The organism is Lonepinella sp. BR2357 (assembly GCF_051851525.1).
Lineage (GTDB): Bacteria > Pseudomonadota > Gammaproteobacteria > Enterobacterales > Pasteurellaceae > Lonepinella.
Genome location: NZ_JBPDVG010000003.1, coordinates 94,348 through 114,352, shown reverse-complemented (window position 1 = coordinate 114,352; position 20,005 = coordinate 94,348). Strand labels below are relative to the sequence as shown.

Annotated in this window: 18 protein-coding genes; 9 read left to right on the top strand and 9 right to left on the bottom strand. The window is 41.6% G+C overall.

The features are described 5' to 3' along the window. The first annotated feature begins 1 nt into the window (after position 1). From ACTG7L_RS02705 to ACTG7L_RS02675, 7 genes are all read left to right on the top strand, one after another. Positions 2-1,402 (top strand): multicopper oxidase domain-containing protein, encoded by a 1,401-nt coding sequence (locus ACTG7L_RS02705; RefSeq protein WP_439287386.1) that lies wholly within the window; start codon positions 2-4, stop codon positions 1,400-1,402. 27 nt (positions 1,403-1,429) lie between these two features. Next, positions 1,430-2,311: a 50S ribosomal protein L11 methyltransferase gene (gene prmA / locus ACTG7L_RS02700; RefSeq protein ID WP_439287385.1), complete on the top strand. Its 882-nt coding sequence runs from the start codon at positions 1,430-1,432 to the stop codon at positions 2,309-2,311. 175 nt (positions 2,312-2,486) lie between these two features. Beyond that, entirely contained in the window at positions 2,487-3,476 is a 990-nt protein-coding gene (gene dusB, locus ACTG7L_RS02695) for a tRNA dihydrouridine synthase DusB (protein ID WP_439287384.1), read from the top strand. Beyond that, complete coding sequence (gene fis, locus ACTG7L_RS02690) at positions 3,469-3,765, top strand: DNA-binding transcriptional regulator Fis (RefSeq protein WP_439239868.1); 297 nt, start codon at positions 3,469-3,471, stop codon at positions 3,763-3,765. The genes dusB and fis overlap by 8 nt, the downstream gene beginning before the upstream one ends. 159 nt (positions 3,766-3,924) lie before the next feature. After that, positions 3,925-4,215, top strand: a complete 291-nt coding sequence (locus tag ACTG7L_RS02685) for a co-chaperone GroES (protein ID WP_439239869.1) — start codon at positions 3,925-3,927, stop codon at positions 4,213-4,215. An 18-nt stretch (positions 4,216-4,233) separates the two neighbouring features. Next, positions 4,234-5,877, top strand: a complete 1,644-nt coding sequence (gene groL, locus ACTG7L_RS02680; RefSeq protein ID WP_439239870.1) for a chaperonin GroEL — start codon at positions 4,234-4,236, stop codon at positions 5,875-5,877. Between the two features lie 131 nt (positions 5,878-6,008). After that, the gene (locus ACTG7L_RS02675) at positions 6,009-6,635 is read left to right on the top strand and encodes a YchE family NAAT transporter (protein ID WP_439239871.1); all 627 of its coding nucleotides are present in this window, start codon (positions 6,009-6,011) and stop codon (positions 6,633-6,635) included. A gap of 65 nt (positions 6,636-6,700) precedes the next feature. On the opposite strand, the gene ACTG7L_RS02670 is transcribed toward ACTG7L_RS02675, so the two are convergent. The 4 genes from ACTG7L_RS02670 to pflA all read right to left on the bottom strand — a co-directional run bounded on the left by ACTG7L_RS02670 (position 6,701) and on the right by pflA (position 12,855). After that, complete coding sequence (locus tag ACTG7L_RS02670; RefSeq protein ID WP_439287383.1) at positions 6,701-8,551, bottom strand: DEAD/DEAH box helicase; 1,851 nt, start codon at positions 8,549-8,551, stop codon at positions 6,701-6,703. A gap of 117 nt (positions 8,552-8,668) precedes the next feature. Further along, positions 8,669-9,610 carry a lipoprotein NlpI gene (gene nlpI / locus ACTG7L_RS02665; RefSeq protein ID WP_439287458.1) on the bottom strand — a complete coding sequence of 314 codons (942 nt, stop codon included), beginning with the start codon at positions 9,608-9,610 and terminating at the stop codon, positions 8,669-8,671. A gap of 92 nt (positions 9,611-9,702) precedes the next feature. After that, complete coding sequence (gene pnp / locus ACTG7L_RS02660; RefSeq protein WP_439287382.1) at positions 9,703-11,832, bottom strand: polyribonucleotide nucleotidyltransferase; 2,130 nt, start codon at positions 11,830-11,832, stop codon at positions 9,703-9,705. Positions 11,833-12,114: 282 nt separating this feature from the next. After that, on the bottom strand, positions 12,115-12,855 hold the full coding sequence (pflA, locus tag ACTG7L_RS02655) for a pyruvate formate lyase 1-activating protein (RefSeq protein ID WP_439239875.1): 741 nt from the start codon (positions 12,853-12,855) through the stop codon (positions 12,115-12,117). A 182-nt stretch (positions 12,856-13,037) separates the two neighbouring features. Between pflA and lexA the strand changes: the two genes are divergently transcribed. Then, entirely contained in the window at positions 13,038-13,676 is a 639-nt protein-coding gene (lexA, locus tag ACTG7L_RS02650) for a transcriptional repressor LexA (RefSeq protein WP_439239876.1), read from the top strand. Between the two features lie 203 nt (positions 13,677-13,879). On the opposite strand, the gene ACTG7L_RS02645 is transcribed toward lexA, so the two are convergent. The 4 genes from ACTG7L_RS02645 to ACTG7L_RS02630 form a co-directional block, all read right to left on the bottom strand. Next, entirely contained in the window at positions 13,880-15,133 is a 1,254-nt protein-coding gene (locus ACTG7L_RS02645) for an O-antigen ligase family protein (protein WP_439287381.1), read from the bottom strand. A gap of 92 nt (positions 15,134-15,225) precedes the next feature. Further along, positions 15,226-16,302: a class II fructose-bisphosphate aldolase gene (fbaA, locus tag ACTG7L_RS02640; RefSeq protein WP_439287380.1), complete on the bottom strand. Its 1,077-nt coding sequence runs from the start codon at positions 16,300-16,302 to the stop codon at positions 15,226-15,228. A 159-nt stretch (positions 16,303-16,461) separates the two neighbouring features. Further along, positions 16,462-17,634 carry a phosphoglycerate kinase gene (locus ACTG7L_RS02635; protein WP_439258199.1) on the bottom strand — a complete coding sequence of 391 codons (1,173 nt, stop codon included), beginning with the start codon at positions 17,632-17,634 and terminating at the stop codon, positions 16,462-16,464. Positions 17,635-17,735: 101 nt separating this feature from the next. After that, complete coding sequence (locus ACTG7L_RS02630) at positions 17,736-18,488, bottom strand: ribonuclease T2 family protein (protein WP_439287379.1); 753 nt, start codon at positions 18,486-18,488, stop codon at positions 17,736-17,738. A gap of 65 nt (positions 18,489-18,553) precedes the next feature. On the opposite strand from ACTG7L_RS02630, the gene ACTG7L_RS02625 reads away from it, so the two are divergent. Next, entirely contained in the window at positions 18,554-18,814 is a 261-nt protein-coding gene (locus ACTG7L_RS02625) for a YfhL family 4Fe-4S dicluster ferredoxin (protein ID WP_439240090.1), read from the top strand. Position 18,815: 1 nt separating this feature from the next. Here the strand turns inward: ACTG7L_RS02625 and ACTG7L_RS02620 are convergent, their stop codons facing one another. After that, a complete protein-coding gene (locus ACTG7L_RS02620) occupies positions 18,816-19,916 on the bottom strand; it encodes a TrmH family RNA methyltransferase (protein WP_439287378.1) in 1,101 nt (366 codons plus the stop codon). Between the last annotated feature and the right edge of the window lie 89 nt (positions 19,917-20,005).

The window sequence follows — 20,005 nt, the reverse complement described above, 5'->3', positions numbered from 1 at the left end:
CATGGATTATGCTCGCCGTCAGTTGTTTAAAAAAACCGCCCTTGCCACCGCTTTAGCCACCTTGCCGACAGCTTTGTGGGCGGCGGTGAATCAACCGTTGGTGATTCCGCCTTTGATTGAACTCCGTCGAGGTAAACCGCTGTTTTTAGGCTTAGAAAGCACCCAAGTGAAATTATTGGAAAATAATTTAGTGGAAGTCTGGGGCTTTAATGGGCAATATCTCGGCCCGACGGTGAAAGTGCGTCAAGGGGATTTTGTGAAACTCAACTATCGCAATAATCTGCCACAACTGGTGGCCATGAATATTCAGGGTTTGCAAGTGAACAGCGAATTTCTCGGGGGCATTGGGCATAGTTTAAAACCCGGTGAAAGTTGGGCACCGATTGTGCCGGTTACGCAGTCCGCTGGGCTATGTTATTACCAATCTTGTTCCCTCGCCAGTTCGGCTTATCAAAATTATCGTGGGCTGGTGGGCATGTGGATTGTGGAAGATGACGAAAGCAAAAAATCGTCGCTACCCAATAACTATGGTGTCAATGATATTCCCTTGATTTTACAAGATTTAAGCCTAAACAGCAGTGGCTCGCAATTATTTCAACAAAATGAACCGCACTTTCTGGGCGAACGCTTATTTGTGAACGGTCAACAATCGCCTTATTTGAGCGTGGCTCGGGGTTGGGTGCGGTTACGTTTGCTGAATGCCTCGCTTTCTCGTGCTTATGAATTGCGATTTGATGATGAACGGGATTTTCTGATTATCGCCCAAGATCAGGGCTTTTTGCCTGAACCGAAAACGGTAAAATCCGTCATGCTCGGTTCGGGGGAACGCCTTGAAATCCTAGTGGATTTAAACGAGGGCGGCAATGTCAGCTTAATTACCGGCAAAAAACGAGGGGTACTTGATAAAATCGGCTTATTCTTTGATAGCGACGGCGAATTGGCGGATAACCATATATTAGAACTGCGTCCCGAAGGGTTACTCGCAGCGTTTACCAATAAGCCACGCTATCAATTTAGCCAAATTGCCAGCTTGCCAACGGAAATCGTGCAAGAACGCCAATTTCATTTAGACAATATCAACGCCATGATTAACCAAAAACGCTTTGACCCCCGTCGTATTGATGTGAGTGCCAAACAAGGCACCGTTGAACGTTGGCAAATCAGCGTTTCTTCCCCGGTCAGTTTCCGCATTCAAGGGGCAAGATTTGTGGTGGAAAGCCAAAATGATAACCACACTCCCGAAAATGAATTGGTCTGGAAAGACACCTTGTGGATCGAAAACAAAGCCAGTATTTTGGTGAAATTTGATAATTTGTCTGCCAATACCCATCCGTTTATTTTTGGTTCAGGGGATTTAGTGCAGGCGGATAAAGGGGCGATTGGATTGTTGGTGGTTCAGTAAGAATATAACAATAAAAAGGAAAAAACTATGGCTTGGGTACAACTTCGCTTAAACAGTACCTGCGAAAAAGCAGAAAAAATCAGTGATTTTTTAGAAGAAATCGGTTCAGTGTCGGTGACGTTTATGGACAGTCAAGATACGCCGATTTTTGAACCGCTCCCAGGGGAAACTCGCCTTTGGGGCAATACGGATGTGATGGCGTTATTTGATGCGGAAACAGAAATGGCGTTAATTTTAACCGCACTTCGCAACAGCCAACTGTTAGCACCCGATTTTGCCTATAAAATTGAGCAAATTGAGGATAAAGATTGGGAGCGGGAATGGATGGATAATTTCCACCCAATGCAATTTGGCAAACGTTTATGGATTTGCCCAAGTTGGCGTGACGTGCCTGATGAAAATGCAGTGAATGTCATGCTTGACCCCGGTCTTGCCTTTGGTACAGGTACACATCCGACCACGGCATTGTGTTTGGAATGGTTAGATAGCTTGGATTTAAACGGTAAAACCGTAATTGATTTTGGTTGTGGCTCGGGGATTTTGGCCATTGCGGCATTAAAACTCGGGGCAAAATCGGCGATTGGCATTGATATTGATCCACAAGCCATTTTAGCCAGTCGCAATAATGCTGAGAACAATGGCGTGGCAGATCGCTTGCAATTATTTTTATCAGACGACAAACCAGCGGATTTAAAAGCGGATGTGGTGGTTGCCAATATTTTAGCCGGCCCACTCAAAGAGCTTTATCCAGTGATTAGCCAGTTAGTCAAACCACATGGCGATTTGGGCTTATCGGGTATTTTAGCGACACAAGCAGCATCGGTTTGTGAGACTTATCAACAAAAATTTATCCTTGAACCAGTGGCTGAACAAGAAGAATGGTGCAGAATTACAGGAAAATTAGCCTAATTTAACTATGTCAACTAGAAAAACCACACTTTTTCTGTTACTTGTTTAAAAATTATGCTTTTCAAATGACAAATTTTTGCGTATCATAGCCAACCTTGTCGGTTATTAATGCCGAATATTTAATCAATATTCGGCTTAATTTTTTCTGAGTTAACTAAGTGTTGGAGAATATAAAGTGCGAATTGGTCAATATCAATTAAAAAATCGCATTTTATTAGCTCCAATGGCAGGCATTACGGATCAGCCATTTCGTAAACTCTGTTCGCACTATGGTGCTGGACTGACGTTTTCGGAGATGATGTCCACTAATCCGCAAGTATGGCATACAGAAAAATCGAAATTACGTCTGGCTCATCACCAAGACGCTGGCATTAATGCTGTTCAAATTGCGGGTGCAGATCCGCAGGAAATGGCACAAGCGGCTCAAGTTAATGTGCAATATGGTGCCCAAATAATTGATATTAATATGGGGTGCCCAGCTAAAAAGGTGAATAAGAAGTTAGCAGGTTCTGCCTTACTTCAATTTCCCGATTTAGTGGCAGAAATACTTGAATCGGTGGTCAATGCTGTCAACGTGCCTGTCACGTTAAAAATTCGTACTGGCTGGGATCGGCAACATATAAATTGCGTAGAAATCGCTCAAATTGCGGAACAATGTGGTATTACGGCATTAACCATTCATGGACGTACTCGTGAATGCTTATTTGAAGGGGATGCAGAATATCAAAATATTAAAGCAGTTAAGCAAGCGGTTTCAATTCCCATAATAGCTAATGGCGATATTATCTCGGTAGAGAAAGCAAAATTTGTGCTTGATTATACAGGTGCAGATGGAATTATGATTGGGCGTGGGGCTTTAGGTAATCCTTGGATATTTCAATCTTTAGGAGAACTAGCTGAAATCAATTCAACCAATATAGTCGCCCCCAGTTTAACAGAAAAGTGCGGTGTAATTTTACGTCATATTGAAGAATTACATCAGTTCTATGGCCCTGAAAAAGGCTATCGAATTGCTCGCAAGCATGTTGGCTGGTATTTACAAGGAATTCAACCCGATTCCGATTTTAAACGGACTTTTAATGCCATTAGCAACGCTACTGAGCAGTTAGTTGCATTGGAAGATTTTTTTAATTTTATTAATAAGAATGGAAATTCAAATGACTGAACAAACCACAATTTCGACAAAATTTATCGTGCCAGAATTAAATGCACAATCACAAGCGGTGAATAAACCTTTACGTGATTCAGTAAAACGTTCAATTAAAAATTATCTAATTCAATTAGACGGTCAAGATGTCAATGATCTTTATGAGCTTGTGTTAGCTGAAGTGGAACTCCCTTTGCTAGACATCATTATGCAACATACCCGTGGCAACCAAACCCGTGCCGCCATTATGTTAGGCATTAACCGTGGTACCTTACGTAAAAAATTAAAACAATATGGTATGGGCTAGAAAGCCAACATCCGCAAATTTCAAAAATAGGGCGAAAGTGATTTGCCCTATTTTTATGCCTACATTTTGCAAAAAAATTTATTTTTCCTCTTGAAAGCCTAAATTCTCGCCCCATATTATTGATACTTTTTTAATAAATCTAATTTAGGAGAAATTCAAATGGCAATTCGTCCTTTACACGATCGTGTAATTATCAAACGTGAAGAAGTAGAAACCAAATCCGCTGGTGGTATCGTGTTAACCGGCACGGCGGCAACTAAATCCACTCGAGCAAAAGTGCTTGCGGTAGGCAAAGGCCGTATCTTAGAAAACGGCACCGTGCAACCGTTAGATGTGAAAGTGGGTGACACCGTGATTTTCAATGAGGGATACGGCGTGAAAGCCGAAAAAATTGACGGCGAAGAAGTGTTAATCGTTTCTGAAAATGATATTTTAGCAATCGTAGAATAATAGAGAAGGAATAAGAAAATGGCAGCAAAAGATGTAAAATTTGGCAATGATGCTCGTGTAAAAATGTTAGCCGGCGTAAATGTGCTTGCGGACGCCGTGAAAGTGACTTTAGGCCCGAAAGGTCGTAATGTGATTTTAGATAAAGCCTTTGGCGCACCTGCGATTACCAAAGACGGTGTGTCTGTGGCACGTGAAATTGAATTAGCCGATAAATTTGAAAATATGGGTGCACAAATGGTGAAAGAGGTTGCCTCTAAAGCCAATGATGCCGCAGGTGATGGTACCACAACCGCAACTGTTTTAGCTCAAGCTATCGTGAATGAGGGCTTAAAAGCCGTGGCTGCTGGTATGAATCCAATGGATTTAAAACGTGGGATTGACAAAGCCGTGGCTGCCGTGGTCACGGAATTAAAAGCCTTGTCTAAACCATGTGAAACCTCGAAAGAAATTGAACAAGTGGGCACCATTTCTGCCAACAGCGACAGTGTGGTCGGTCAATTAATCGCTCAAGCTATGGAAAAAGTCGGCAAAGAGGGCGTGATTACCGTTGAAGACGGCACAGGTTTGGAAGATGAATTAGCCGTGGTTGAGGGTATGCAATTCGACCGTGGTTATTTATCCCCTTATTTCATCAATAAACCAGAAACGGCAACGGTTGAATTAGACAATCCATATATTTTATTAGTGGATAAAAAAATCGCTAATATTCGTGAATTGTTACCCGTGTTAGAGGGCGTAGCAAAAGCCGGTAAACCATTATTAATCATTGCCGAAGATGTTGAGGGTGAAGCCTTAGCCACTTTAGTCGTCAATACTATGCGTGGTATCGTAAAAGTCGCTGCGGTAAAAGCCCCAGGCTTTGGTGATCGTCGTAAAGCTATGTTACAAGACATTGCGATTTTAACAGCCGGTACCGTGATTTCTGAAGAAATCGGTATGGAATTAGAAAAAGCGACCTTGGAAGATTTAGGTCAAGCCAAACGTGTGGTGATCAACAAAGACAACACCACGATTATTGACGGTATCGGTGACGAGGCTCAGATTAAAGGTCGTGTAACCCAAATTCGTCAACAAATCGAAGAATCCACGTCTGACTACGACAAAGAAAAATTACAAGAACGTGTAGCGAAACTCGCTGGCGGTGTGGCCGTAATTAAAGTCGGTGCAGCCACTGAAGTGGAAATGAAAGAGAAGAAAGACCGTGTGGAAGATGCGTTACATGCCACTCGTGCAGCGGTGGAAGAAGGTATCGTTGCCGGTGGTGGCGTGGCCTTAGTCCGTGCAGCAGCGAAAGTGGCTGAAACCTTAACTGGCGATAACGAAGAGCAAAATGTGGGTATCAAATTAGCCTTACGTGCTTTAGAATCCCCATTACGTCAAATCGTAGAAAATGCAGGTGAAGAGGGGTCTGTGGTGGCCAGTGCGGTGAAAGCCGGTTCTGGTAACTTCGGTTATAATGCTGGTACGGAAGAATACGGCGATATGATCGAAATGGGTATCTTAGACCCAACCAAAGTCACTCGTTCTGCATTACAATTTGCCGCTTCAGTGGCAGGCTTGATGATCACGACTGAATGTATGGTCACTGAGTTACCGAAAGACGATAAATTAGATCCAGCTGCCGGTATGGGCGGTATGGGTGGCATGGGCGGTATGATGTAATCATCTGTCTATCATCTGAATATAATTAGGAAAGTGCGGTGAATTTCATCGCACTTTTTTGCATTTGGCTTATTTATCTCTATTAAGCTATCCATTATAATGGCCGAAAATGATTAAACTTAGGATAAAATATGGAATTAGCTATCTATCTCCAGTTCTTTATGGGGCTGATCGCCTTGGTTAACCCCATTGGCGTCACGCCAATCTTCTACTCCATGACGTCAGAACAAACCCGAGAACAACAAAACCGTACGGCGTTGGTTACTTGTTTTTCTATTGTGATGATTTTGTTAGTCAGTTTCTTTTTCGGTAATTTTATTTTAGACACGTTCAAAATTTCTATTGATTCTTTCCGCATTGCTGGCGGTGGTGTGGTAGCCATGATTGCGTTAACCATGATTAACGGTAAAATCGGTGAACATAAAATCAATAAAGAAGAAAAAAATGAAAACTTTGACGACTACAATAACATTGCCGTGGTGCCGTTAGCCATGCCAATTATGGCAGGCCCTGGTTCCATTAGTGCGACCATTGTATTTGGTTCTACTCAACATACCTTGATCAATTATGTGTATTCGTCCATCACCATTATGTTATTTGGGGTGGGCTGTTATATTTTATTCCGTTATTCTAAACCGCTGATTAAAAAATTAGGCAAAACAGGCTCAAACGTGATTACTCGTATTATGGGGTTATTATTGATGTCCCTTGGGGTAGAAATTATCACCACGGGATTACGCAATATGGGTGTGTTTTAATTCACTTCAGGTAAAACAAAGGGACGCTACAATATCGCGTCCCTTTTTCATCTTAGACAGATCAATTAACGTTGGCGTTTCTCACGAAAATCTTTGCCACTGTTTTCTTTAAAACCGCGGTCATTTTTACCCGAGAATTTACGATCACCACGGAAACTACGCTCGCCACGATCGTTACGGTCATTACTACGACGTCGGCTATTGCCATTGCCACCACGACGATCATCACGTCCGCCACGCTCGCCACCTTGTGCCTCGCTGACAAATGTCATACGAATTTGTTTATTTAACACACGCGTTTTGCTAAAGGTTTGCAACAATTCTTTCGGCATACCTTTTGGTAATTCCACCGTGGAATACTCATCATATAATTTAATATGACCGATATTACGGCTATCAATATCACCCTCGTTAGCAATGGCACCCACGATATGACGCACATCCACGCCATCCGCACGGCCCACTTCAATACGATAAAGATCCATTGGCACTGGATTACCATAACCACGGCGTTCACCACGATCACTGCGGTCACGACGCTCATGACGATCACCACGACGATCATCACGATCACGGCTTGAACGTTTTTCCATTGGTGGATCCGGTGGAAGAATGAGTTTTTGTTTGCCTTGTAATAACATTAACATGGCGGCCGCAATATCTTCTAAATCTTGATCCGCAGTAAACAAATCTTCAATTAAACCACGGTATTTTTCTAAATCATGGTGTTCTAATTGTTTGGTAATATTACGCACGAATTTTTCACGGCGACAAGCCTGTAATTGTTCATGATTTGGTACGCCCACTTCATCAATTGGTTTCTTCATTAAGCGTTCAATATTGCCTAATAAACGGCGTTCTCTGGGTTCCACAAACAACAATGCACTGCCTGAACGACCGGCTCGGCCAGTACGGCCGATACGATGCACATAGCTTTCTGCATCTAATGGAATATCATAGTTGACTACAAGGCTGATACGTTCCACATCTAAACCTCGAGCGGCCACATCCGTTGCCACTAAAATATCAAGGCTACCGTTGCGTAAACGATCTAAGGTTTGCTCACGAGCTTGTTGCGTCATGTCACCGTTCAACGCTGCCGCACTGAAACCATGTTTTTCTAATAATTCGGTGATGTCCATGGTGCCGGTTTTGGTGCGAGTGAAAATAATCGCAGCGTCAAAATCTTCCACTTCTAAGAAACGCAATAAGGCATCATTTTTACGATAGCCACGCACATACCAACAGCTTTGAGCAATGTCAGGGTTGGTACGTTGGGTAGATTGAATTTTCACTTCTTGTGGATCGGTCATAAAACGTTTGGTGATACGACGAATCGGATCTGGCATGGTCGCTGAGAATAACGCCGTTTGGTGTTTTTCAGGCAATTCCGCCATCACGGTTTCCACATCTTCAATAAAGCCCATGCGTAACATTTCGTCCGCTTCATCTAACACAATGAATTTCAATTCAGACAAATTTAAGGTACCACGTTTAATGTGGTCTAAAATACGCCCTGGTGTCCCCACCACGACTTGTGCGCCTTGTTTTAAAGCACGTAATTGAATGTCATAACGTTGTCCGCCGTAAAGGGTGGCACTACGCATGCCTTTGGCGTTTTTCGCAAAATGCTCACAAGCATCGGCCACTTGAATGGCTAATTCACGAGTGGGCGCCATCACCAACATTTGTGGATGTTTTTGTTCCACATCAATTTGTGCCAATAATGGCAAGGAAAATGCCGCCGTTTTACCACTACCGGTTTGTGCCATCCCCAACACATCACGACCGTTTAATAGGTGTGGAATACAGGCTTGTTGGATAGGTGATGGATTAGTAAAGCCCATTTCTGTTACTGCAGAAAGGATAAATTCTGGCAAACCTAAGTCGCCAAAAGTCATAGTTGTTTCAGTCATTAAAATACTCGAATTGTTTATTAGGGGGCATTGCCCCTAGGAAAGCTCAATGGGCTTTCTCAGTTTGTATAATTAAATTACGCCAAAAATAGCAGAAAAATCACCGCACTTTGGCGATTATTTTGTCGGGCTATTTTGTGTAACCACGTTGTTTTGCTCGCTGGTTTCCATGTCTTTCAATTTAGCCAGTTCAAACAATGCAAAACGATACTCAACGAAATTATACACCTGATTTGCCAATGCCAATTTGAATAAGGTTTCCGCCTCACTCAAATTACCAATATTGAGTTTTTGTTTTGCTAGATAAAAATACGTTTCAGTCAAAATCTCCGCATACTGTGATGATTGCGGATCAACAAAGGATTTGGCTTTGTCGAATAATGCTTGTTCTGAAAGTTTGCCCAAATAATATTGGACGATAAAAGTCCCCCAGTATTCAGTAGAAAGCTGTTCTGCTCGGTTTACTAAATTCTGTTTCGCCTCATTGGGTTTAAATTTAAGCTCATTTAAATATAACCACAGGGTACGATAAGGATCTTTTTTATCGGAAGTGTAAAACTTCAAAAAATCCTGTTGTGCCAGGTTATAACGTGCAGTGTAATAAAAATCTAAACCACGGTTTAAATAGGTGTATTCATAATCGGGATCCAATTCAAATACCACGTTGAAAGCCTCCAACGCCGCATCATAATCTTCATCTAATAACGAATATAAACCTAAATAATTATAAACTGCGGCCATATTCGGCTGCAGTTCTAACGCTTGGGTAAAGTCATAACGTGCCAATCCCCAAAGCCCTAGACTATCGTAAAGGACACCACGCTCAAAATGTAAATTTGCTCGTTCGTCTTTTGATAGCTGTCCAATCACCAACATTTGGCTAATTCGAGCAATCATCACTTCTTGTTCAAAGTGAATATTTGGATATTGCTCCGCCAAGGTCACCTTATTTTTTGTTACAAATACACCGTTCGTGCTATTAACACAACCTGATAACACAACAACAAAAACTAAACGCAGTAGTATTTTACTGCTTCCAACTAACCTTTCTAGCAATATCATTGCCTATAATGCCTTAAATTAGACAAAATTTGTGAGAAATAAACCGCACTTTAAGCATTCAGCATAAAGTGCGGTCGCTTTTTTACAAATTATTCTTGTTCGACCGCTGTTTGTTCAGCTGGTTCAACATTTTCTTGTTTTTCTGCAATGTCTTTCATGGTTAAACGAATACGACCTTGACGATCGATTTCCACCACTTTGACTTGCACTTCTTGACCTAACGCAAGGTAATCTGTCACTTTCTCAACACGTTCTTCCGCGATTTGAGAAATATGCACCAAGCCCTCTTTGCCACCAAGAATAGCGACAAACGCACCGAAGTCAGCTAAACGTGTGACTTTACCTTTGTAAATTTCACCTGCCACGACTTCAGCGGTAATGTCTTCAATACGTGCCATCACTGCTTTAACTGCATTACCGTCAACGGCGGCAATTTTCACCGTACCGTCATCATCAATATCAATAGATGTGCCAGTTTCTTCGGTTAACGCACGAATCACCGCACCACCTTTACCGATCACATCTTTGATTTTCTTCGGATCGATTTTCATGGTGTAAATACGTGGTGCAAAATCAGAGATGTCTTCACGTGGAGCAGGAATCGCTTGTTCCATCACACCTAAGATGTGCATACGAGCACTTTTCGCTTGATTTAAGGCAATTTGCATAATTTCAGCGGTGATACCCTCAATCTTAATATCCATTTGCAACGCAGTGACACCTTGACGAGTACCAGCGACTTTAAAGTCCATATCGCCTAAGTGATCTTCATCACCTAAGATATCAGAAAGCACCACAAATTTGTCATCTTCTTTCACTAAGCCCATTGCGATACCAGCAACAGCGGCTTTAATTGGCACACCGGCGTCCATTAACGCAAGGGAAGCACCACATACAGACGCCATAGAAGATGAACCATTAGATTCGGTAATTTCAGACACTACACGCACCACATAAGGGAACTCGGTAATGCTTGGCATCACAGCGGCGACACCACGTTTTGCCAAACGACCATGACCAATTTCACGACGTTTTGGTGAGCCAACACGACCTGTTTCACCCACAGAATACGGAGGGAAATTGTAGTGGAATAAGAAGTTATCTTGACGTTCACCAGTTAATTCATCAAGAATTTGTGCATCACGCTCGGTACCTAAGGTTGCCACTGCTAAGGCTTGCGTTTCACCACGCGTGAAAATCGCTGAACCGTGAGTACGTGGTAACACGCCAGTACAAATATCTAACGCACGTACGGTATCAACGGTACGACCGTCAATACGTGGTTCACCTGCAATGATACGTCCACGCACGATTTGGCTTTCCAGTGCAGTGAAAATATCAATAATTTTACCTTCACTCACTTCTTCATCTTCAGCGGTGATTTGAGCAATTACATCTGCTTTAATGGCATCAATTTGCTCATAACGCACTTGTTTTTCCGTAATACGATAAGCATCACCTAAACGGCTTTCCGCAATCGCTTTCACTTTATTAATTAACGCCGTATTTGGTTCAGGTGCAACCCAATCCCAACGTGGTTTGCCGGCTTCTTTAGCAAATTCTTTAATGGCTTCAACGACCACTTGTTGTTGCTGATGACCGAATACCACCGAAGCTAACATTTGTTCTTCGCTTAATACATCGGCTTCAGATTCCACCATTAATACCGCTTTGTCTGTCCCAGCCACCACTAAATCCAAACGGCTTTGTTTTTGTTCTGCCATGGTTGGGTTTAACACGAATTGATCATCAATGAAACCCACACGAGCGGCACCGATTGGACCATTAAATGGTACACCAGATAAAGATAATGCGGCAGAAGCACCGATTAAAGCCACTAAATCAGGGCTGATTTGCGGATTCACTGACACCACAGTCGCAATAATTTGAATTTCGTTTAAAAATCCCTCTGGGAATAATGGACGAATTGGACGGTCGATTAAACGAGCAGTTAAGGTTTCACCCTCAGATGGACGACCCTCACGTTTGAAGAATCCCCCTGGGATTTTACCGGCTGCATAGGTACGTTCTTGATAATCCACGGTTAATGGGAAGAAATCTTGCCCCTCTTTCACGTCTTTTTTGGCGACGACGGTAACAAATACCGTGGTATCGTCCATGCTTGCCATCACAGCAGCGGTTGCTTGACGGGCAATAGCACCGGTTTCAAGCGTCACGGTATGTTGACCGTATTTAAATTGTTTCACAATTGGATTCACAATGTTTTTCCTTTTTTAATCATTTGATTGGTTGATATAACACACTGCTCTTTTGTTCCAATTTGCGACTAGCAAAAATATTCTTTGTTTATCTACAAAATATTTTTGATAGCCGCACGCTAAAACGGATACAAAAAAGCATCGGTCATTATACAGATTTTTTAGGGTTTATGGTAACTTTATTTACACAAATTTTGAACAATATGGGGAATTAGACCAAAAGAATGGGGTAAACTCCACAATTTTAACCATTACGGTTGCATAAAGACCTTATCGCTTGAACTAAAACTTCACAATATGTCCGTAGCCCTCTAAAATCTGCTTAATATGCTCAAGGCTTTCTTTTTTCGGCGGTAACACGTCTTCCAGTTCATAATCCACGCCCAAGGTTTTCCATTTATGCGCTCCTAAACGGTGATAAGGCAACAATTCGACTTTCTCAATATTTTGCATACCCTCAATAAATTGCCCCAACAAATGCACATCTTCATCGGCATCGGTATAACCTGGCACGACCACATAACGCACCCAAGTCGGGATATTACGTTTTTGTAAATATTTGGCAAATTCAAGGGTGCGTTTATTCGGCACACCAATCAGATTTTGATGAATTTTATCATTGAGCTGTTTTAAATCGAGTAACACTAAATCAGTGACATCCAACAATTCATCAATCACCTCATTATAAGCACGCACAAAGCCATTAGTGTCTAAACAGGTATTAATCCCCTCAGCTTTACAGGCACGAAACCAGTCACGCACAAATTCCGCTTGTAAAATTGCCTCGCCCCCCGAGGCTGTCACGCCGCCGCCAGTGGCATTCATAAAATGCTTATAGCTCACCACTTCTTTCATTAATTCTTCCACGCCAATTTCACGGCCACCATCTAAATCCCATGTATCTCGGTTATGGCAATACTTGCAACGCATTAAACAACCTTGCATAAACAAAATAAACCGAATGCCAGGTCCATCTACCGTGCCACAAGACTCAAATGAGTGAATACGTCCTAAAACAGACATGAAAAATTCCTTAAATAATCAAAAATAGTTGAGAAATTATAACAAAATTTTAAGTAATATTCAGTAAATTTCTTGTAAACCCCAATTTGCATAAAAAAATATCAACTTTTTATTGCAATTTATTCCAGTCTGTATATAATTTCAAATAACCTGTACGAAACAACATAAAGGAAAGCACAACTATGAGAACACTCAGTAAAAACCTCACCATTCGTCAACAAGAAGTCTATGACTTCTTAAAACATCACCTTGAAACCGCTGGCGTGCCACCAACACGGGCGGAAATTTCTCGGGAATTAGGCTTTAAATCGCCTAATGCCGCAGAAGAACATTTAAAAGCCTTGGCTCGTAAAGGCGCCATTGAAATGGTACCGGGCATGTCTCGAGGCATTCGTTTATTGATGTCATCCAATGACGAGGAAGAAGTGGAAGGGTTACCTTTAATTGGCCGTGTCGCCGCAGGTGAACCGATTTTAGCCGAACAACACATTGAGGGTACCTACAAAGTAGATCCAGAAATGTTTAAACCACAGGCGGATTTCTTACTTAAAGTCAACGGTCAATCCATGAAAGATATTGGTATCTTAGACGGCGACTTATTAGCCGTTCACAGCACCAAAGATGTACGTAACGGTCAAGTAATTGTGGCCCGTATTGAAGACGAAGTCACCGTAAAACGTTTAGAACGCAAAGGTGATGTGATTTATTTACACCCTGAAAATGAAGAATACGAGCCGATTGTAGTCAATTTGCGTGAACAAGAGCGCTTTGAAGTAGAAGGTATTGCAGTGGGTATTATTCGCAATAATGCGTGGATGTAACATAGAGCTTAACCCTCTATCCTATATTGTAGCTGAATGACTAAAAGTGCGGTAAAAAATACAACATATTTAGTCATTCGGTTGCTCTTGGCGTTCTCTGCTCATAGCAGGTATTTGGTGCGGTGAGAAACAGAATTTATTCCTAAAAACAAGTTCCAACCACTTTGTCGACTACGCTTGAAATTGAACCCATTATGCAGTGATTAACTTTCTTTTATTTGATGCTTTAACGCCCCATAAAAAATCATTGTCACCAGAAAATAAAAAATGGTGCCTGAATTATGGGCAAAGAAACCTTGGCTTAAACCATAGAAGATCACTGAAATAATATGAATGGTGCCCAAAAGTGCGGTTAATTTTATCGTCGCATGTTGTGAGGCAGTGTGTTTCCAAAAGTAACGCAATGGAATCAATAAAATCCCCAACAAGGCGAGTAATCCTAAAATACCTCGTTTAGAAAGATCATCTAAATATTGATTATGGGCATGCGTGAACTTCACAATGATTGGGTTCACCAATTTTTGTTTAGCTTGTTCCTTTCGCTGTTGGTTACTTCCTTCGGATCCCCAACCTAATAATGGTTTTTCTTTCGCCATTAATACCGCACTTTTCCACATATCAAATCTTGCACCCAGCGAAGTGCTAGTATTATTTTTATCCATATAAACGATAATATCATGTTCCATTTTCTGAATACGTTGGGTAATTTGGGTTTGTGGGATCATCACAGCGACGGCAATTAACAGCACTAAAATAGTAGAAACTATGCCAATCACTTTTTTAGATACCTGTTTACGATAAACCCAAAAGATCACCGCAAGAATAACAGGCACGCCAACCCAACCACCACGAGCGGTAGAAAGTAAACTGGCTAAAATACCGCATAATGAGGAGATAAAGCAAAGTGCGGTCAATTTTGTGTGTTTTTTATAAGCAAAATATAAGGCAATAGCAAAGCTAAACATGCCTAATGACATGGCCATATCCCCCGCTTGGATCTGCATTTGGTACTGAAATGCTCTCACATAATGCAACACAAATCGATGCGTCAATGCCACAATGCCAGCAAGGGTGGCACCGATTGGAATACAAGTCAATAATACGCTTAATTTTGGTGGATATTTGATAAATAATAAAATCAACGGCAACACCAATAACGCTCGGCTTGGATTATCCAGTTCGCTCATTTTGCCACCATTAACAAGTAGTGATAGCAAAAAGACCAACACATAAAACACGAAACTGACGGTTATCCATTTATCTTGTGTTATGAAATTTGCTTTTTGTTTTTTTACCACATGATAAATAGCAAAAATAATGCCTATTGCCACTAATAAGGCAAACCCGATATTATGCGAGCCTTTAAACAGTAAAACCGTCAGAAAAAATAGCCCAACACTTGCATTGGTTAACGTCAGTATTTTATTCTGCTTAATAAAATCCAGTGATAAATTCATTTATTCCTTTTCCCCTAAAATCACCATAAAAAAACCGCACTTCGCTCAATAATTAGCAAAAGTGCGGTGATATTTTAGCGTATTTTACGTAATTATAATACGTTTACACAATTTAAATCTTCGAAAGATTGTTCTAAGCGTTTAGACATCGATTCTTCCATTTTACGTAACCAAACACGTGGGTCGTAGAATTTTTTGTTTGGTGAATCTGGACCTTCTGGGTTACCTAATTGACCTTGAAGATAGGCTTCATTAGCTTTGTAGAATTGAAGAATACCATTCCAAGATGCCCATTGTGTATCGGTGTCAATGTTCATTTTGATGGCACCGTAACCGATGGCTTCACGGATTTCTTCACGGCTTGAACCGCTACCGCCGTGGAAGACGAAGTCGATTGGTTTTTTCGCTAGATTACGTTCTTTTTCAACGAAATCTTGTGACGCACCTAAAATAGATGGTTTTAATTTCACGTTACCTGGTTTGTAAACCCCATGTACGTTACCGAATGCCGCTGCAACAGTGAAACGTGGGCTGATTGGGTGAAGACTGTCATACACGAAAAGTACTTCGCTTGGTTGAGTGTATAAACGTGATTCATCTACATCGCTGTTATCCACGCCATCTTCTTCACCACCAGTGATACCGATTTCGATTTCAAGGGTCATGCCTAATTTGTCCATACGAGCTAGGTATTTTTTGCAGATTTCCATATTTTCTGCAATTGGCTCTTCAGATAAATCGATCATGTGAGATGAGAATAATGGTTTGCCTGTTTCAGCAAAGTGTTTTTCACCTGCATCTAATAAACCGTCAATCCATGGTAATAATTTTTTCGCTGCGTGGTCAGTATGAAGAATCACTGGCACACCATATTCAACAGCTAAACTATGTACATGTTTTGCACCCGCAATGGCACCTAATACATCTGGACGTGTGCCTGAAGTTGGTTTGATACCTTTACCGGCATAGAATGCTGCACCACCGTTTGAGAATTGGATAATCACTGGCGATTTCACACGTGCAGCGGTTTCTAATACCGCATTTACACTGTCAGAACCCACGCAGTTTACCGCAGGAATTGCAAAGTTATGTGCTTTTGCATAAGCGAATACTTTTTGAACGTCATCACCAGTCACAACGCCTGGTTTTACAATGTCTAATAATGCCATTTTGTTTTTTCCTTATTTAGATTTGAATTTTTTACCCTCACCCTAGCCCTCTCCCAAAGGGAGAGGGGACGAGATCGGAAGTTTAAAAATTTCTCATTTTTTCACCGCACTTTTCCCCTCTCCCTTTGGGAGAGGGGCAGGGGTGAGGGTTTAAATTAATTAACCGTTCGCACGTTTTTCTAAAATTTCTACCGCAGGTAACACTTTGCCTTCTACGAATTCTAAGAACGCACCGCCACCAGTTGAGATGTAAGAAATTTTATCTTTAATACCGAATAAATCAATAGCCGCTAATGTATCACCACCGCCTGCAATAGAGAATGCACCGTTTGCGGTCGCTTCTGCAATCGCATTAGAGATCACTTCTGTGCCTTTACGGAAATTAGGGAACTCAAATACACCTACTGGACCGTTCCAAAGAATCGTTTTTGATGCTTTGATGATCGCTGCTAATTCTTCTGCTGTTTTGTCACCAATATCGAAGATAGATTCATCTGCTTGAACCGCATCTACTGATTTTTCAGTGGCTGGAGCGGTTTCAGAGAATTCAGTACCCACACGCACATCCACTGGCACAGGGATTTTGGTTTGTTTAGCTAAACGTTGAGCTTCAGGAATTAAATCTTCTTCGTAAAGCGATTTACCCACGGCTTTGCCTTCGGCAGCAATAAAGGTATTAGCGATACCACCACCCACGATAATTTGATCAGCGATTTTTGAAAGGCTGTCTAATACAGTTAATTTCGTGGAGACTTTTGAACCACCCACAATAGCTAACATTGGGCGTTGTGGTTCTTTTAAGGCTTTACCTAAGGCATCTAATTCTGCTGCTAATAATGGGCCAGCACAAGCCACTGGGGCATATTCTGCCACGCCATAGGTTGAGGCTTGGGCACGGTGAGCGGTACCGAAAGCGTCCATCACGAATACATCACAAAGTGCGGCGTATTTTTTGCCTAATTCAGGATCGTTTTTCTTCTCACCTTTGTTAATACGCACGTTTTCTAATACCACGACTTCGTTTGCATTCACTTCAACGCCGTCTAAGTAATCACGCACTAAACGTACTGGCACATCTAATGCTTTGTTTAAGTAATCTACGACGGGTTGCAATGAGGAGGCTTCATCAAATTCGCCCTCGGTTGGACGACCTAAGTGAGAAGTCACCATGACTTTCGCCCCTTTTTCTAAGGCGAGTTTTAAGGTTGGAATGGTGGCACGAATACGCGCATCCGATGTCACCTTGCCGTCTTTGACTGGCACATTAAGATCGGCACGGATAAAAAGACGTTTACCGGCTAAATCAAGGTCTGTCATTTTGATTACTGACATAATATTTCCTCTTTATGTTAAAAATAATAAAACTGTACATCCGCCCTATTATAGCGAGATCTGAATGCTATTGTAACTGCTTTAGATCAAATTATTGTCAGTTATTTGCAATCTATCACTTGCCAATTTAAATCATAACAAATAAATAATTCTGCACGACTTGCCCCTAAATAGGCATTTTTTAACGCTGGATTATGTTGTTTCATCCAACGGAACAGCTCTTTTTTGCTTAATTGTTGCGTCGGTAAGGTTAAACTGCGGTATAAATCTTGCTGTTTTTTAAAATATTGTTCGGCAGAATCAAAGGCACAGGCACCGTGTTTTTCCCATTCGCCTTGCAGTAAATTCGGGCTAGGGCTGTCGCTTAAATAGTTTTGAATGATCGTATAATCCACTGCTGGCAAATCCCCTTGGCAAAATCTTGGGTGATCACTGGTGCTACGTGCGTTAGCATTTTGTGGCCATAAACCATGAATCACCCAGCCATATTGTTGTTGCGTACCACATTGCAGTTGAGCCGATTGGGGCAGATTGTTGCCATATTTCTCTTGCTGACTGTCACAAAAAGCCGGTGACCAAGATAAAGCGAGCATGTAATAATCGGTTTTCGCCTGTTTATTCGGACCAATTGCGTCATGACGCATAATAAAATCGTAGTCCGTTTGCACCGCACTTTGATGATGATTGGTTGAATTCTGGTTGCTTGAACGTTGTTTTTGGGTTTGTTGAGTGGATGTGTTTGGTGTTGATGATTTGTTGTGTTCACTTTTAAACCAATCCATGGCAAAATAAAGCACCAAACCGATCAAGATAACGCCTAATTGAAGAAGTTGTTTCTGCTGTTTTTGTTTCATTTTTAACCTTTAAATTTATATAAAAATTGGCTATAATCGCCCACTTTTAAACTTACGAGAATGTTATGGCGTTACTCATCACTGATAAATGCACGAATTGCGATATGTGTCTGCCGGAATGTCCGAATGATGCGATCTCTATTGGTGATGATATTTACGAAATCGATCCCAATCTTTGCACCGAATGTGTCGGACATTATGACACCCCAACGTGCCAAAAAGTTTGCCCAATCACGAAATGTATTATTCTCGATCCCGAGCATCTGGAAACCCAAGAAGAACTTTGGGAGCGTTTTGTGTTAATTCATCATGCGGATAAATTGTAACCTATCGAGCCACCCATTTAGCTAACAACACCCCTGTTGCCACCGCGACATTCAAGCCTGATTTTAGCGGATTGGCTAAACTTAAATTCACTTGTGTATCCTCTTTTGTTGCCCAACCGTTCGCTAACACAAACACGACTTTATCTTGTAACTTCAGGCTATTCACGCTTTGAGCCTGTTTTTCTTGGCTAATATGTACCACTTGATAACCAACTTGACGTAATTGTTGCAAAGCGGTTTCACCGTCATGGGCTTGTAAAATATGCACATATTCTAAACCGCCCTCGGCCACACGTGCGGTATTGGCATTGAGCAACATATCGGGTTGACTGGTTACAATCCCTTTCACGCCATAAAACGCACAGGTGCGTAAAATGCCACCGAGATTTTGTGGATTATTCGCCACACCGTCTAACATCAATAAACAATCGGCTTTACGTGGCAAATCCACATAACCTGTCAAGGTAAAGGTGCGAGGTTTCTTCACCAACATACAAATGCCACCGTGATGTTCTGAACCACTGACTAATTCTAATTCATCACGATCCACAATGTGATAGACTTTTTTATTACCGGCTAAATAACTGAGCATATCCCCGATTTTATGCGACATTTCCACCGTCGCCCAAACTCGAACCATGGTTTCAGGGCGTTGAGCGAACAAACTTAAACAAGCATTTTCCCCGAAGATTTTCATTTCTTCCGCCCGATTTTTCTTGATTTTTTCTGGGGCTCTCGGTGACAATGCACCTGTTTTCTTCTCTCTCGGTTTGTCACTCACACCAGTGGATTTCACCATCACTTTCACGCCACCTAACGTGGTTTCGGTAATTTGTGGTGCTAACACAGGTTGACGATAGGTCGGGCGTGTTGTACGAGCTGAACGGCGATCTGAATATTCAGCAAACTCCCTGTTTTCATGTCGTGCTGGACTTTTGTTCGCAAAGTGCGGTTTATTTTTGGCAAATTTATCATGTCGTTCACGTCTATCGGCACGATCATCAAATTGACGTTCTTGTTTAAAGGCCGGTTTGAAACGTTTTTCATCGGACGCTGTCGAAAAAGTAGGTTGACTGAAAGAGGAAGATTTAGATTTGTTCATAATGTGGTCACTAATAAAGTAAGATTGTGGCTATTATAGCAAAAAAATGCTTTTTTCTACCCTATTCTCTGATAAATATTGTAAACTAA